The following is a 14701-nucleotide window of genomic DNA, read 5'->3' as shown; positions in this document are numbered from 1 at the left end:
TCGGGCCGGAGCCGTTAACCGCGCCGGCGCTCGATACGATCGATAAACCAGCCGATCAGCTTGCGCCACACCTCGTCCTTGCCCGCGACATCCTCCACCCCGTGATCGAGGTTGGGGTTGTCGTTGACCTCGATGACGAAGACGCCGTCGGGCGTTTCCTTGATGTCGACGCCGTAGAACCCGTTGCCGATGAGGCAGGCCGCGCGCACGCCGGTTTCCAGCACGGCGGCTGGTGCCTCGTGCAGCGGAAAGGACTTGAACGAGCCTTCGACGGGTTTGCCTGAACGATCGTGATTGACGATCTGCCAGTGCTTCTTGGCCATCATGTACTGGCAGGCAAAGAGCGGCTCCCCGCCCAGCACGCCGATGCGCCAGTCGAAGCTGGTGGGCATGAACTTCTGCGCGATCAGCAAGTCGGTCTGCTTGAACCAGTCGGCTGCAAGGGCTTCGAACTCCTCGCGGTTCTCCGCCTTCTTCACCCCGCGCGAAAACGACCCGTCCGGGATCTTCACCACCACCGGATAGCCAAGTTCGGCTTCGGCGGCGGCGATGTCGGCGGCAGAGGCCAGCATGACGCTCTGCGGCATGGCGATGCCCGCCGATTCCATCAGTTCCTTGAGGTAGAGCTTGTTGGTGCAGCGGATCATCGACACCGGGTCATCAATGACCGGAATGCCCTCCTGGCGCGCACGCTGGGCGAAGCGGAACGTATGGTCGCGGATGCTGGTCGTCTCGCGGATGAACAGCGCGTCGTATTCGCACAGGCGCGGCAGGTCCTTCTTGGTGACGAGGTCGATTTCCACGTCCATCTTTTCGGCAACGCGCGCGAGATGCTTGAGTGAAGCCTTTGAGGACGGCGGCAGCACCTCGTTGGGGTCATGCAGCACGGCGAAGGTGAAGCGCGGCGGGGCCTTCTGCCTTGTATCGCGCCAGTCACGGCGGGTGTAGCGGTCAAGCGCTTCGCAGAAGAATGCGCGCTCCTCCTTCGCCAGCTTGTTGATCGGCAACGGGCGCATGCGCTCGATGCGCGTCCACTCGCCTGCCTCGAAGGTCACCTCGATGATCGGCGCGCGGAACCAGTCGAAGACGAGGCGCCCGAAGCGCTCCCATTGCGGCTCGCGGCATTCGCCGAAGCACAGCAACACCCGCTCAGGCGCAGACCCGTGCTTGCGCGCCAGAGAGTTGAGCACGTCTTCGAGTTCGGGAATCGCGTTCTCGTAGGCCTTGCGCGTCGACAGGTCGAGCATGGTCTCGACGGTCGGTATGATGCGGTGGCGACGCGCCTCGCCCAGCAGCGAGGCGTAGTAGCCGCGCCCCTGGTAGGCGAAGCTGCGCGACAGGTTGATGATCTTGGCACGGTCACCGCGAAACAAGTGCGGCCTGCCGAGATAATCCTTGGTGGAGACCACCTTGTGCGGGGTCTCTGCGTTGGGGAAGTCTTTTTCGACATCGACGAGGATCAGCCAACCGGCCATCTCAACTTTCTCTCCTCAGGATGACCGCCGCGCTCAGCCGGCTCTTGCCGAAGCGCGCCATGCGGTCGAATTCTGCAAACGGGATCGGCAGATTGGCCGCATCCGAAAAGGTTTCGCCGCGCTTGTCCTCGATCCACGGGTCGTGAACGAAGATGTGCTTGTCCTGCGCGGCGTAGGCGAAGACCCAGTGTGGCACCTTCTTGCCGAACATGCGGTAGCCGGAGATCAGCACGATGGCCGTTGCGCCACCTGCAATCTCGGCCGCGAGGTCGCTCACGCTCACCGCCTGCTGGCGCACGAGGATGCCCTCCTGCTCGATACGGTTGCGGAAATCCTCCTGCACAACCTTCATCACCTTGCGCTTGTCCGGATGGCGCACGGTGTCGAGGAACAGGCTGCCGGGCCGTGACACCCAGACCTCCGGCTCAAGGCCGGATTCATGCGCCTGCAAGGCCAGTCCATACGGTCCGCAGCCGCCAAGCCCGGATGCCATGTAGATCATGGTGGCGGCGCGCCAAGTGCGGATTTCCTCGGCAATCGTCGGGCGAAAGGCCGGATCGAAGGCGGCCCGCGCCATCAGGATACAGGCCGCGCCGCAGGTGAAATCCGTCTGCTGTTCATAGAAGCGCGGGGCCTTGGGCGGGTTCTCGGCGCGCAGGATGCGTTCAAAGCGCAGCGCGGTCGCGTGGTCGCCGTAATAATCCTCGTGCTGGCCGAACTGCCGGTAGCCGTGCGCGCGATATCCGCGGATCGCGGTTTCGTTGTCCTCGCGCACTTCCAGCCGCATGACGAAACGTCCGGCCTGGAAGGCAGCACTCTCGGCGCGCTTGAGAAGCTCCAGGCCGATGCCAACACCGCGAAAGCGCTGCTCCACGGCGATGGAATAGAGCCGCGCCAGCGCGGTGCCCTCGCGGTACAGGTTGAGCGCGTAACCGGCCAGTTCGCCGCCTGCAATCGCCACGATCATCTGCGCCGTGGGTGATTTCAGGAACTGGCGGAAGGAGCGCTGCGAGATGCGGTCGGTCTCGAAGCAAAGCTTTTCCAGCGCCACAAGCGCCTCGAGGTCAACGAGACGGGCGTCACGGTATTCGATTGTGGAAGAGAGCGCTTGATCCATGGCGGGCGCCTCCAGCGCCCAACGCGACAATCAACAATCGCGATACGCCTGAATTTACCCCCGCGCAATAAAAATTCACAGGGTCAGCCGGCAAGCCCCGCAGCAACGAGCCCTGCGAAAAGTATCCAGCCAAAATGTCGGTTGGAGCGGAACAGCATCAGGCAGCGCGAGCCATCATCGATGCGCAGTGTTGCGACCTGCCAGCCCATGTGGGTGGCCGCCCCGGCCAGACCCGCGAAGGCAGGCCATGCAAGGTCGGCCATCCAGAAGGCCGCGCCCCAGAAGGCAATCGCCACGACGTAGAACGCGCCGATCCCGCGGTGGGAATTCTCGGCAAACAGGCGCGCGGTGGAGCGCACGCCGATGATCGCATCGTCGCGCCGGTCCTGGTGGGCGTAGATCGTGTCGTAGCCGATGGTCCATGCGATACCGCCGAGCCACAGCAGCAGCGGCGGCCAGCCGAAGGCTGCAAAGACCGCCGTCCAGCCGAGGAACGCGCCCCAGTTGAAGGCAAGGCCCAGCACGAATTGCGGCCAGGAGGTGATGCGCTTCATGAAGGGGTAGACAGCCACCACGGCGAGCGAGGCGATGCCAAGCGCGATGGTGTAGGCGTTGAACTGGACGAGGACGAGAAGCCCGACGAGGCTCTGCGCGACAGCAAAGGCCAGCGCCTGCTTCACGCTGACCGCGCCCGACGGGATCGGGCGCATGCGCGTTCGCTCGACGCCCGCGTCGATCTCACGGTCGACGATGTCGTTGTAGGTGCAGCCGGCACCGCGCATGGCGATGGCGCCGACCATGAACAGAACGAGATGCCACAGGTTCGGCATGCCCGCCGGCGGGTTCGCCGCTGCCATCGCAGCCGACCACCAGCACGGCCACATCAGCAACCACCAGCCAATCGGCCTGTCCCACCTGGCAAGGCGCGCGTAGGGCTTGAGCCAGTCGGGTGCGTAGTGGGTCACCCAATGGCCGCGCACGGCATCGGCAGGCGTCAGGTTATCGGTTGGGGTGGCGGTCAAGAGCAGGCTCGTGGGTGTGATAGAATTTCCGCTACGTCATCCTTTCGTCGGATGCGGCGCGCTATCCGGTCACGGTTAGCGAAACGTTAAGAACGTCGTGGGACCTTCTAGCAGTCGAGCAATCCATACACCAAGGGGACAGGATGTCCACGACCGTACAAGGTGGAGCTGCGGCCGCAGAGTCAGGCCATGGCGAAACCAACGATCTCACGCGCAAGTTCGGTGAACTGGCGCAGACACTGAGCGAATTCGGCCTCGACATGGCCGAAGTCGCAGGAATCATCACCCAGGCCGCCGGCCAGACCCACTCGTTGAACGACGATTTCCAAGACGTATCGGAAACGGCGGCCAACGCGCGGACCATGACGGGCATGATCCGGGACGCGGTGACCGAGTCCTCCACCATTGCCGAGCAGACCAGCGAAACCGCTGCGATGTCGCGCGACCGGATGCAGCAGGCGAAGAGCGAAATCGCCTCGCTGGTCGATGCCGTCGGCAAGATCACCCAACAGCTTCACGGCTTGAAGGGCGCGCTGGAAAGCGTGCGCGACGTGTCCGGCACCATCGATGCAATTGCCAGGCAGACCAACCTGCTGGCGCTCAACGCCACCATCGAGGCGGCGCGCGCAGGCGAAGCGGGCAAGGGCTTCGCGGTCGTTGCCGGCGAGGTGAAGGCGCTCGCAAGCCAGACCTCCACGGCGACGCAGAAGATCGAGGCGACGCTGAAGGAACTGGACGGCGAAGCACATGCGCTGATCGAGCATGGCGAATCCGCCGTGAAATTCGTTGAATCCGTACGTGCGTCCACAACCGATCTCGACGACGTGGTCGCCGATGTCGGGGCGGCCATGAGCCAGATCGCGGAATCCTCCCGCCAGGTCCAGGACGGGATCGAGGGGATCGACAGCTCCACTTCGATGCTGGCCGAGCGGATCGGCGGCATGAACGGCGTCGTGTCCGGTTTCGTGGACGCGCTGGGTTCGGCGTCGGAACGCATCACCGCGACGGTGGACCGGTCGGATGCCATGATCGGTAATGTCGCGCTTAGCGACGCCGACACGGCGGACACACCGATGATCCGCGCCGTGATTGACATGGCGCAACAGGTTTCGGCCGCCTTCGAACTGGCCATTGCGGAAGGCGATACGACGCTGGACGACCTGTTCGACCGCGACTACCAGCCGATCGCCGGCAGCGATCCGCAGCAGGTTTCTACGCGTGGCCTCGCGACTACCGATGCGGTGCTGCCGGAAATCCAGGAGCCGGCGCTGGACTTGAGCGAACACGTCGTGTTCTGCGCGGCGGTGGACGTGAACGGCTACCTGCCGACGCACAACAAGAAGTTCTCGCAGCCCCAGAGCGATGATCCGGTCTGGAACATGGGAAATTGCCGCAACCGCCGCATCTTCAACGACCGGGTCGGCCTGCGCGCAGGGCAGAACACCGCGCCCTACCTGCTGCAGACCTATCGGCGCGACATGGGTGGCGGCAACTTCGTGCTGATGAAGGACGTGTCGGCCCCCATCATGGTCAACGGACAGCACTGGGGCGGGCTGCGGCTGGCCTACAAGCCAAGCTGAACAGGCTCGCCCTCCCGGCCTACCGTCGGACGCAGGAAACCACCTGCAATTCGGCGTAGCTGCCGCGCGGCCTGTCGTTCCACTCGATGTTGCAGGCGAGATTGCGGGCGTTCGCGTCGTTGAGGAGCCGGTCGATCTCCGCGTAGAGCGGGTTGTCCTTCCACAGGCAGGCCCAGCCGCGATAGGCGCGCGGCACGGCCGGTTGCGTCTGGATGCAGATGCCGCGCCCGTCGGCGCGCGAATTATAGTGCAGGCGCAGGATTGCGGCATTGTCGATGCCCGCTGATGCATTGGGCCGGTCATCGCCACCGCCGCCCGGCTGGCCGCCGGGTTGCCCGCCTGAATCCTGTTTGTAGCCGGAGACACAGCACTGGTTGTCGGCCTTCAGCCAGATGGCTTCCTTCAGCCGGCACTGGTTGACGCCTTCGATATAGGTCCAGCCGACGCAGCGGTCGTCGTTGTCGCAGCGGCGGCGGCAGGCCTGCCAGCGCTCGCGCTGGAGGGTCAGCACCTCGGCATCCGGCCCGAAGAAGATGGTGCCCTGCTCCTGCGCTGTGACCGGCTGCGGCAGTGCCGCCACGCCCAGCAGGAACGCTGCCACCTGAAATATCCGCCACACCATCGCCCGCGCCTCCCGATTTGCTTGTTTCATACAAGCCTGCTCGGGCGGGCGCGCCGCGTCAACGCGGTTGCGGAACCTGAGCCGTCAAAATCACGTCAGCCGCTTGCTCATGAAGCGGCTGCCACGATCGATGAAGCCGTCGCGCAGGTAGATCTCCATCGCCGGATTGTCGCCCATCACTTCCAGATGGATGGCAAGGAAGCCGTTCTCGCGCGACCAGTCGTAAAGCTCCTGCAACACGCGCTTGCCGAGTCCGCGCCCGCGCGCTTCCGGCACCAGCCAGACTTCATCGAGGATCGTGTCGCGGCCCCCGAACTCGATGCTGAAGCCGTGGCACAGCACGGCGTAGCCAATGGGGGCGCCTGCCTCCTCCTGCCCGATCATGAAGGCAGCACCGTAGGAGGCATCGTCGATGAGCGTCGCAAGGGCTTCGCGCACCGGGTTCTCCAACGGGTGACCATCTTCGATGTTAAAGCGTTCGACCATGTCGACGAGCGTATCGAGGTCGCTTGCCTGGGCGAGGCGCAGCAGGCTTGAATTATCAGGCGTCATGGGTCAGAGGTCCGGCAATGAAATCGCGCGACACTAACACTTCCGACAGCGGACACGACACCGGATCCGGGCGGCATGTCCCGCGGCTCTATCTCGACGCGCCGCTGCGCGCCGGCGAACAGATTGCGCTGGAGAAATCGCAGGCGCACCGACTCGTGACGGTCATGCGGCGCAGGGAAGGCGACAATGTCATCGTCTTCAACGGACGCGACGGGGAATTCGAGACGACGCTTTCCAACGTGACGAAGAAGGCCGCCCGCCTAGATATCACCGGCCTGCTGCGCAGCCAGGGCGAACCGCAACAGCTGACGCTGGCCTTCGCTCCGCTGAAACACGCTCGGCTCGACTATGTCGCGCAGAAGGCCGCCGAGCTCGGCGTGGCCGCCATCCAGCCTGTCATCACCGCGCACACCAATTCACCGCGCTTCAACGCCGATAAGTTTCGGGCCAACGTCATCGAGGGTACCGAGCAGTGCGGCGTTCTGTGGGTGGCAGACGTGCGTGAACCGCTGCCGCTGGCAAAATTCCTGCAATCGGTGCCCGGCAACGAAACGCTCGTCCATTGCGACGAGGCCGCGCCCGTCGCGAACCCCGTGGTCGCCCTGCGCAATGTTGCCATGCCCGTCACCGTGCTGATCGGGCCGGAGGGTGGATTCTCGGGCGATGAGCGCGCCGCGCTCCGCGATCATCCCCGCGCGCGCGCGGTGTCGCTCGGCCCTCGCATCATGCGGGCGGACACCGCGGCAGTGGCCGCCCTCAGCCTCGTGCAGACGATCTGCGGCGACTGGCGCAAAGGCTCTTCCAGCGAGTGACTTGTTTTTTGGAAGTGACTTCCAATCTAATGCCACGCGGAGACCTTCGGGCGGTACGCCGGTCCTTGTGCGATCGGTTGAGTGCGGCTAACGAAGGCGCGACGAATGTGAACGGAGACGGGCATGGCGCGTGATACCGACGACCTGACGCCGATAGAATCGCGCGATGACCTGATTTCGGAGCTGTCCGCCGGCTGCAAGCCGCGCGAGGCGTTCCGCATCGGCACCGAACACGAGAAGTTCGGCTTCCGCCTGATGGACAAGAGCCCCGTCGAGTATGATGGCGAATTCGGCATACGTGCCTTGCTTGAAAACATGCAGGCGGTGCTGCGCTGGGAGCCGATCCTCGATGAAGGCCGCATCATCGGCCTGACCGACCCCATCGGCGGCGGTGCCATTTCGCTGGAGCCGGGCGGGCAGTTCGAATTGTCCGGTGCGCCGCTGCAATCCATCCATCAGACGTGTCGCGAGGTGCATTCGCATCTGGCGCAGGTGCGCGAAGCGGCCGACCGCCTCGGCATCGGGTTCCTCGGCCTCGGCGCCTCGCCGAAATGGACGCTGGCGGAAACACCGCAGATGCCCAAGAGCCGCTACAAGATCATGACGGCCTACATGCCCAAGGTGGGTACCAAGGGCCTCGACATGATGTACCGAACCTGCACGGTGCAGGTGAACCTCGATTTCTCCAGCGAAGCCGACATGGTGCGCAAGATGCGCGTCGGACTGGCGCTGCAGCCGATCGCGACCGCCCTGTTCGCCAATTCGCCGTTCCTGAACGGTGAGCCGACCGAGTTCCTCTCCTACCGCAGCGAAGTGTGGCGCGACACCGACAACGACCGCGCAGGCATGCTGCCCTTCGCCTTCGAGGACGGGTTCGGGTTCGAGCGCTACGTCGACTATGCCCTTGATGTGCCGATGTATTTCGTCAAGCGCGGTACGACCTACCACGATGTTTCGGGCCAGTCGTTCCGCGACCTGCTCGACGGCAAGCTCCCAGGCCTGCCGGGCGAGAAGGCGATGCGCTCTGACTGGGTCAACCACCTCTCGACGATCTTCCCGGAAGTGCGCCTCAAGCGCTTCCTGGAAATGCGCGGTGCGGACGGCAGCCCGTGGCGCGGGATCTGCGCCCTGCCCGCGCTGTTCGTTGGCCTGCTCTACGACGAGACCGCGCTGGATGCCGCAAGCGACCTGATTGCCGACTGGACGGCGGAGGAGCGGCAGGCCCTGCGCGATGCTGTTCCGCGCACGGCGCTGAAGACGCCGTTCCGCAACACCAATGTGCAGGAAATTTCGAAAGAGGTCGTCGAGATCGCGCGGCAGGGGTTACAGCGCCGCGCCTTCGGGCACGGTGGCGAGGTCGACGAGACGCGCTTCATCGAGCCGCTGGTGGAGATCGCCGAGACCGGCGTCACCAATGCCGAACGCCTGCTCAAGGCCTATCACGGCGAATGGCGCGGCAATATCGACCGTGTCTTCATCGAGGAAGCCTACTAGGCGAGGCTCCCGCCGCTCACCTTCAATCAGGCAACGTTGGCCGTCGGCATCAGGTTGTTGAGCCGGCGTTCAATGTGCTCGGCCAGCGCGTTGTGCACCGGCTGGCTGGCATGCTTGGAGCGGATCATCGCGATCTCGCACACCGGCAATGACGGGAAGCCGTCGGCCTGCGTGAGAATGCGCGCATCCGACCGGACGGCTGACTCCGGCAGCACGGAAATCGCAAGGCCTGCCGCGACCGCGCCATTGATCGCGGCAGCGCTGGACGAGGTGTAGGTGACGCGCCAGTCGCGGCCTGCTCGGTTCAGCGCATCGGTGGCGTGGTGACGCCAGATGCAGTGCTCGCCGCCAAGCGCCAGAGGGATCGGGTCCTGCTGCGCGGCAGCCATGGATTCAGACGCGACCCAGTGCAGCGGCTCGCGGCGCACGATGGTGCCGCCGGTATCGGCAAAGGTGACGATGCCGAGGTCCAGTTCACCGGAGCGCACCTTCTTGGCCACGAGGTTCGAGGAGTGGCAGTCGACGAAGACTTCCACGGACGGGTGCGTGCGGTTGAACGCTGCCAGCACGCGCGGCAGCAGGCGGTCGGCATAATCGTCGGGAACGCCGAGCGTCACCGTCCCGGTCATTTCTTCGTTGGAGATGGCGCCGAGCGCGGCTTCGTTGAGCGCCATGATCTTCTGCGCGTACGAGACGAGCGTGCGGCCTTCCGTCGTCAGCCCGATCTCGCGCCCGGTGCGCGTGAACAGCGAACAGCCGACGCGCTCCTCGAGCTTCTTGATCTGCATGGAGACCGCGGACTGGGTGCGATGCACTTCCTCGGCGGCGCGCGTGAAGCTGCAGGTTTCCGCAACGGCGAGGAAGGTTCGAAGCTGGTCGTGATCGAGGGGGATCATGGTCACCTCACTCATCAATTAAACTGATGCTTGGAATAAATAACATTCGTTGGACGAATGCAAGACGAGGGTCCATCTTCCAACCTGTCCCGAGCGGACACCTCTCAGGTACCGGGCGAACAGCAGCACGACCGGTACTGGCCTAGACCCGGACGCACATCCCCTCATCCAACCGTGCGTCCGGGATGGCCGGGGAGGCAGCCGTATCTCGGAGACCATGAAAGGAGACCGGACAATGACCAATGCAACTTTTGAATGCACCACCGGGGGCCGTGCCCCTTCCCGTAGCGCCAGCCTCTACGAACTTGCCGGACTTGCCGGACTTGCCGTCCGCCCGTTTGCGGCCATTGCCGGCTTCTACCGCCGGCGTGCCATGCTGAGCCGGCTTGCCGAACTCGACGACCGGATGCTGTGCGACATCGGCCTGCAGCGCTTCGACCTGCAGGATGCCGCAACGCTTTCTTCCGGCGAGGACGCCACGCGGTTCCTGCGCGGACGTGCCATCGAACGGCGCCAGAACGAAGCGCGTTACATCAGCGGCACCAGGCACAAGGCATCCTGAGCCTGATGCGGAAGCGACGACCCTACCGCGAAAGCGGCGATCATGATCAAGGGCCCGGGACATGCCGTCCGCGGGCCCTTTTTCTTGGTTCGTGCGTCTGATGTCTGGTCAGGCCGTCTGGGCGATGTTCGGCTTGTCGCCAACCTGAAGGAAGTCGGCCACCTGTTCCGGTGTCATGGCCTTGGCGAACAGGAAGCCCTGGCCCATGTCGCAGCCGATGGATTTCAGCGTATCGAGCTGGTCCTGGTCCTCGATCCCCTCGGCGGTGGTCTGGATGTTCAGACCCTTGCCAAGGCCGACGATCGCCTTGACGATCTTCATCTGCTTTTCGTTGTCTCGGAACGTGGAAATGAAGCCCCGGTCGATTTTGATCTTGTCGAACTCGTAGTGAGACAGCTGGGCGAGGCTGGAATAGCCGGTGCCGAAATCGTCGAGCGCCACGCGGATACCGGCGAGGTGAAGATCCTCGATGATCGATTTCGCCGCTTCCGGTTCGCTGACCAGCGCGCTTTCGGTGATCTCGATTTCCAGCCGGTGTGGCGGGAGGCCCGTTTCGCCAAGGATCTGCACCACGCGCAGGCCCAGCAGGTGATCGTTGAGCTGGGTCGGCGACAGGTTGAAAGACAGCATCAGGTGGGAGGGCCACTTGCGCGCGTCCTGGCAGGCGCGGCGCAGGATCTGTTCGGACAGGTCGACGATCAGCCCCATGTCCTCGGCAAGCTCGATGAACTCGCTCGGCGGAATGCTCTTGCCCGAATCGTCGGTCCAGCGGGCCAGCGCTTCGAACCCGCAGACCTTGCCGGTGCTCAAGTCCATCAACGGCTGGTAATGGGGAACGATGCTCTCGTCCTCGACCGCCTTGCGCAGGGCAAGCTCGGTTTCGGCGCGCTTGATGAGCAGGTCGGCCATGTGCGGTTCGAACAGGCTTACCGCGTTTCGGCCCCGGCGCTTGGCGACATACATCGCGGTGTCCGCGCGGCGGACGACGTCGTTCAGGCTCGCATCGCTTTTCTCGGTGACCGCAAGGCCGATGGACGCACCGACTTCCACCTGGAAGCCCGAGACGTTGGCCGGCTGGCTCAGTTCGCGCGCCAGCGAGACGCCAAACGCCATAAGGTCCGTCGGCGCGCGTTCCAGCAGGATGACGAACTCGTCACCGCCCATACGGATGATTTCGGCCTTCGGGCAGGCATTGGCGAGGCGCGAGGCGATCATGCACAGCAGCTCGTCGCCGCCGTGGTGGCCAAGCAGGTCGTTGACCTTCTTGAAGCCGTCGAGATCGATCGCCGCGGCAAAGGCAATGGAGCGGCGGCGGTCCGGGTCGGCGCAGAATTCCTCGAGATAGTGGCGGTTGGGAAGCCCGGTCAGGGAATCGTGGCGGGCGATCCAGGCGGCGCGGCCCTCGGCCTTGTCGCGAAGGCGCATCTGCTCGCGCATGTCGAGGACGCGGCGCCAAGCATAAATGAAGCCGGCGATGCCCACGATGTTCATCACGAAGACGAACTCGTCGAGTTCCCATTCCTCGTGGAGATACATGAACGCGTTGAATCTTTCGGCGAGATCAAGCGCATGCGAAATCGCAGCGAGAATGATCGCACCAGCGCACAGGATCAGCGCATCGGAGACAGCCGATTTCTTCAGCGCGCCCGAAGTTCTTTCGGACCAGGACATCCGTCCCCCCTAAATCATTTGATTGGGGAGAGTGGTACCGCACAAGCATTGAGTAGCCGTTAACTTCCCTAACGGCAAATTAACGCGGTCGTACAGCCTATTTCCGCGAGGTAAATTGCTCGAAGATGCGATGCATGGCCTCTGTATTGGCGTCCTGGGTCTTGCGTCCCGCGGTGAACAGCGCGTCGATGATCTCGGAGGGGTCGAACGCACCGGCGCCCGTACCGCCCTTGGGCATGGCGGCTCCGGCGAAGTTCTTCATCATGTTCTGGTACATGTCGGCAAGCGGGTTGCCGCTCGAACCGCCACCGGTCATGCCCGCACTCATCATCTGTTCCATCATCTGCTGGAACGGGTTGGAGGCGGCACTCTGGCGCGCCAGCCCGCCCATCATCATGGACGCGACGACGGGCAGCATCTGGCGGAGGATGTCGGCGCCCAGGCCGGTCATGGCTGCGGCCTGGTCGGCCACGGCGCGGCTGACGTCCTTGGAGCCGAACAGCTGGCCGAGCACATCGTTGCCCTTCTCGCGCATTTCCTCGGTCGAGGCTTCCTCGGGCTTTTCGAAGAATTTCTCGTAGTTGGCGGAGCCCATCTGCTTGAAGAAGGACTGCATCGTGTCGAGGGAATCGATCTGCCGCTTCATGCCCTCGTTGAAGGCCGGCATGAGCGCCTCGACGGCCTTCTGGGTCTGATCGGTCTGCAGGCCGAACTGGCGCGCAAGCTTGTCCATCGCCGCGCCGTTGTGAGCCTGAGTGAGCATGTCGAACATATTGAACATCGGAGCGCCTGGACCTTTCTCGCTGCGCCGCCAAGTGGCGCGCTTTTGGTCAGCCTGCCGCGCTTGCAGGCCCGATGTCAATTTGATGTCACCTTGCCGGTCGGTCACCCGAGGCGGCGCGCTACGTGCCGCCCAAAAGGAAAAGGCACCGATGGTTGCCCATCGATGCCTTCAAAACCCCCGTCCTGTATCCCGGCCCGCCTAAAGCAAGGACGGAAACAAAACGAAATGGTCTGGATTACTTCCAGTCAGCAGACTGCTGAACGGACGCCGGAGCTTCAACGGAAGCGACCGGAGCATAACCCTTCGCAACAACCGGCTCTTTGTGGTGCCAGTTGCAAGCAGACAGAGCGAGCGAAGCAACTGCAACGCCAGCAATGATGAAAAGACGATTCGTCATAATTGGGTACCCCCAGAGGTGAACCGAAACGAGTCGGAAGTTATCGACGGGTGCCGGGTCGTGCAACACCGGAAACGACCCAAAAACCGGCTGACGGCCTGAATCGATCCTTTTCGGAAAGCGCGATGCAATTGTGCAACACAGCGGGGGTCGAAACCTTAGGGAATCCGGTGCTCGGCATGTCGAAAATTAAGAAACGGGTAAGTATTTCGCGACAGGTCCGGCTGCAAATCCCGATCGATTCACCAGATGCATCGAACATGTCGGGGAATCGGTGAGGTCAGGCCGCCTGCGTGCCGCCGACCGTGATTCGATCGATCCGCATGCTGGGCTGGCCGACGCCGACGGGAACGCCCTGCCCGTTCTTGCCGCAGGTGCCGATGCCGGGATCAAGCGCCATGTCGTTTCCGACCATGGGAACGCGCATCAGCGCGTCCGGGCCATTGCCGATGAGCATCGCGCCCTTCACGGGCCGGGTCATCTTGCCGTCCTCGATGAGGTAGGCCTCGGTGCACTGGAACACGAACTTGCCCGACGTGATGTCGACCTGTCCGCCGCCGAACGAGGCGGCATAGAGCCCGTTCTTCACCGAGGCGAGGATCTCTGCCGGGTCGTGCTTGCCCGCCATCATGTAGGTGTTGGTCATGCGTGGCATGGGAATGTGCGCGTAGGACTGGCGGCGGCCGTTGCCGGTGGACTTCGTCCCCATCAGGCGCGCGTTCTGCCGGTCCTGCATGTAGCCGACGAGGCGTCCGTCCTCGATCAGCGTGGTACAGGAAGACGCTGTGCCCTCGTCGTCGATGGTGATGGAACCGCGCAGGTTCGGCAGCGTGCCGTCATCGACGATGGTGATGCCCCTGGAGGCCACCTGCTCGCCCATGAGACCGGCAAAGGCGCTTTCGCCGCGCCGGTTGAAATCGCCTTCCAGCCCGTGGCCGACAGCCTCGTGCAGGAGTACGCCGGGCCAGCCCGGCCCAAGCACCACGTCGAGTTCGCCAGCGGGCGCATGAACGGCCCGCAGGTTGACCTCGGCCTGGCGCACAGCCTCGTCGGCGAGCGCTTTCCACGAATCCGGCGTGATGAAGGTCTCGTAGCCGCAGCGCCCGCCAATGCCGTGTGAGCCGGTTTCCTGCCGGTCCCCCTCGCCTGCTACGACGGACACGTTGAGCCGCACGAGCGGCCGCACGTCGCGGAAGACCGAGCCATCGGGCCGGACGATCTCGACCACCTGCCAGCTTCCCGCCAGCGAGGCCGTGACCTGCCGCACCTTGTCCGACTTGGCGCGCGCGTAGGCGTCAATTTCCTTCAGCAGCGCGACCTTGTCCTTGAAGTCGGGCGCGCCGAGCGGATTGACGTCGTCGTAGAGCTTGACGTTGGAACCCTGCGGGGGCGCTGCAAATGTGCCGGAATGGCCGGCGCGCACTGCGCCTGCGGCCTCGCCGAGACGGCGGATCGCGCTTTCGGAAATGTCGGAGGAATGCGCGTAGCCGGCGCTGTCGCCTGCCACCGCGCGCAGGCCGATGCCTTGCGAGGTATCAAAATTCGCGACCTTCAGCCGTCCGTTGTCGAAGGCGAGCGACTCGCTCTGCTTGTACTCGACGAAGAGTTCACCGTCGTCGGCGCCCTGGAGCGCATCGGCCACGAGGGCGCGCGCACGCTCGGTGGAGATGCCGGCGGAATCAAGCGGGGACGGTGGTACGGACACGAAACCTCCGGT

13 protein-coding genes are annotated in these 14701 nt (G+C 64.0%); 4 read left to right on the top strand and 9 right to left on the bottom strand.

The genetic code is table 11. From position 1 onward, the window contains the following. Nucleotides 1-14: 14 nt before the first annotated feature. The 3 genes from ACKTEK_RS01890 to ubiA all read right to left on the bottom strand — a co-directional run bounded on the left by ACKTEK_RS01890 (nucleotide 15) and on the right by ubiA (nucleotide 3614). The gene (locus tag ACKTEK_RS01890; RefSeq protein WP_409163545.1) at nucleotides 15-1475 is read right to left on the bottom strand and encodes a RimK family protein; all 1461 of its coding nucleotides are present in this window, start codon (nucleotides 1473-1475) and stop codon (nucleotides 15-17) included. 1 nt (nucleotide 1476) lies between these two features. Then, the gene (locus ACKTEK_RS01885; protein ID WP_409163544.1) at nucleotides 1477-2592 is read right to left on the bottom strand and encodes a peptidase C39 family protein; all 1116 of its coding nucleotides are present in this window, start codon (nucleotides 2590-2592) and stop codon (nucleotides 1477-1479) included. An 83-nt stretch (nucleotides 2593-2675) separates the two neighbouring features. Beyond that, nucleotides 2676-3614 (bottom strand): 4-hydroxybenzoate octaprenyltransferase, encoded by a 939-nt coding sequence (ubiA, locus tag ACKTEK_RS01880; RefSeq protein ID WP_409163543.1) that lies wholly within the window; start codon nucleotides 3612-3614, stop codon nucleotides 2676-2678. A gap of 143 nt (nucleotides 3615-3757) precedes the next feature. Here ubiA and ACKTEK_RS01875 point away from each other — a divergent pair, with 143 nt between their 5' ends. Continuing rightward, entirely contained in the window at nucleotides 3758-5194 is a 1437-nt protein-coding gene (locus tag ACKTEK_RS01875; RefSeq protein ID WP_409163542.1) for a methyl-accepting chemotaxis protein, read from the top strand. A 19-nt stretch (nucleotides 5195-5213) separates the two neighbouring features. Here ACKTEK_RS01875 and ACKTEK_RS01870 read toward each other — a convergent pair whose 3' ends face one another. Next, a complete protein-coding gene (locus tag ACKTEK_RS01870; RefSeq protein WP_409163541.1) occupies nucleotides 5214-5846 on the bottom strand; it encodes a hypothetical protein in 633 nt (210 codons plus the stop codon). A 60-nt stretch (nucleotides 5847-5906) separates the two neighbouring features. Further along, a complete protein-coding gene (locus tag ACKTEK_RS01865) occupies nucleotides 5907-6368 on the bottom strand; it encodes a GNAT family N-acetyltransferase (RefSeq protein WP_409163540.1) in 462 nt (153 codons plus the stop codon). A 17-nt stretch (nucleotides 6369-6385) separates the two neighbouring features. On the opposite strand from ACKTEK_RS01865, the gene ACKTEK_RS01860 reads away from it, so the two are divergent. Together ACKTEK_RS01860 and ACKTEK_RS01855 are read left to right on the top strand one after the other, a co-directional pair. Then, nucleotides 6386-7180, top strand: a complete 795-nt coding sequence (locus tag ACKTEK_RS01860) for a 16S rRNA (uracil(1498)-N(3))-methyltransferase (RefSeq protein WP_409163539.1) — start codon at nucleotides 6386-6388, stop codon at nucleotides 7178-7180. Nucleotides 7181-7303: 123 nt separating this feature from the next. Then, on the top strand, nucleotides 7304-8674 hold the full coding sequence (locus ACKTEK_RS01855) for a glutamate--cysteine ligase (RefSeq protein ID WP_409163538.1): 1371 nt from the start codon (nucleotides 7304-7306) through the stop codon (nucleotides 8672-8674). Between the two features lie 26 nt (nucleotides 8675-8700). On the opposite strand, the gene ACKTEK_RS01850 is transcribed toward ACKTEK_RS01855, so the two are convergent. Further along, nucleotides 8701-9570 (bottom strand): LysR substrate-binding domain-containing protein, encoded by an 870-nt coding sequence (locus ACKTEK_RS01850; protein ID WP_409163537.1) that lies wholly within the window; start codon nucleotides 9568-9570, stop codon nucleotides 8701-8703. A gap of 235 nt (nucleotides 9571-9805) precedes the next feature. On the opposite strand from ACKTEK_RS01850, the gene ACKTEK_RS01845 reads away from it, so the two are divergent. Next, nucleotides 9806-10132: a DUF1127 domain-containing protein gene (locus ACKTEK_RS01845; protein ID WP_409163536.1), complete on the top strand. Its 327-nt coding sequence runs from the start codon at nucleotides 9806-9808 to the stop codon at nucleotides 10130-10132. Nucleotides 10133-10240: 108 nt separating this feature from the next. On the opposite strand, the gene ACKTEK_RS01840 is transcribed toward ACKTEK_RS01845, so the two are convergent. The 3 genes from ACKTEK_RS01840 to tldD all read right to left on the bottom strand — a co-directional run bounded on the left by ACKTEK_RS01840 (nucleotide 10241) and on the right by tldD (nucleotide 14689). Continuing rightward, a complete protein-coding gene (locus ACKTEK_RS01840) occupies nucleotides 10241-11803 on the bottom strand; it encodes a putative bifunctional diguanylate cyclase/phosphodiesterase (RefSeq protein WP_409163535.1) in 1563 nt (520 codons plus the stop codon). 97 nt (nucleotides 11804-11900) lie between these two features. Beyond that, the gene (locus tag ACKTEK_RS01835) at nucleotides 11901-12584 is read right to left on the bottom strand and encodes a DUF937 domain-containing protein (RefSeq protein WP_409163534.1); all 684 of its coding nucleotides are present in this window, start codon (nucleotides 12582-12584) and stop codon (nucleotides 11901-11903) included. A gap of 680 nt (nucleotides 12585-13264) precedes the next feature. Continuing rightward, a complete protein-coding gene (gene tldD, locus ACKTEK_RS01830) occupies nucleotides 13265-14689 on the bottom strand; it encodes a metalloprotease TldD (protein ID WP_409163533.1) in 1425 nt (474 codons plus the stop codon). Nucleotides 14690-14701: the final 12 nt, after the last annotated feature.

Source organism: Tepidamorphus sp. 3E244, from assembly GCF_046159835.1.
In the GTDB taxonomy this organism is placed as follows: Bacteria; Pseudomonadota; Alphaproteobacteria; order Rhizobiales; family Tepidamorphaceae; genus JACKJK01.
The sequence above is the reverse complement of the archived record's forward strand: the minus strand, read 5'-3'. Positions and strand labels throughout refer to the sequence as shown.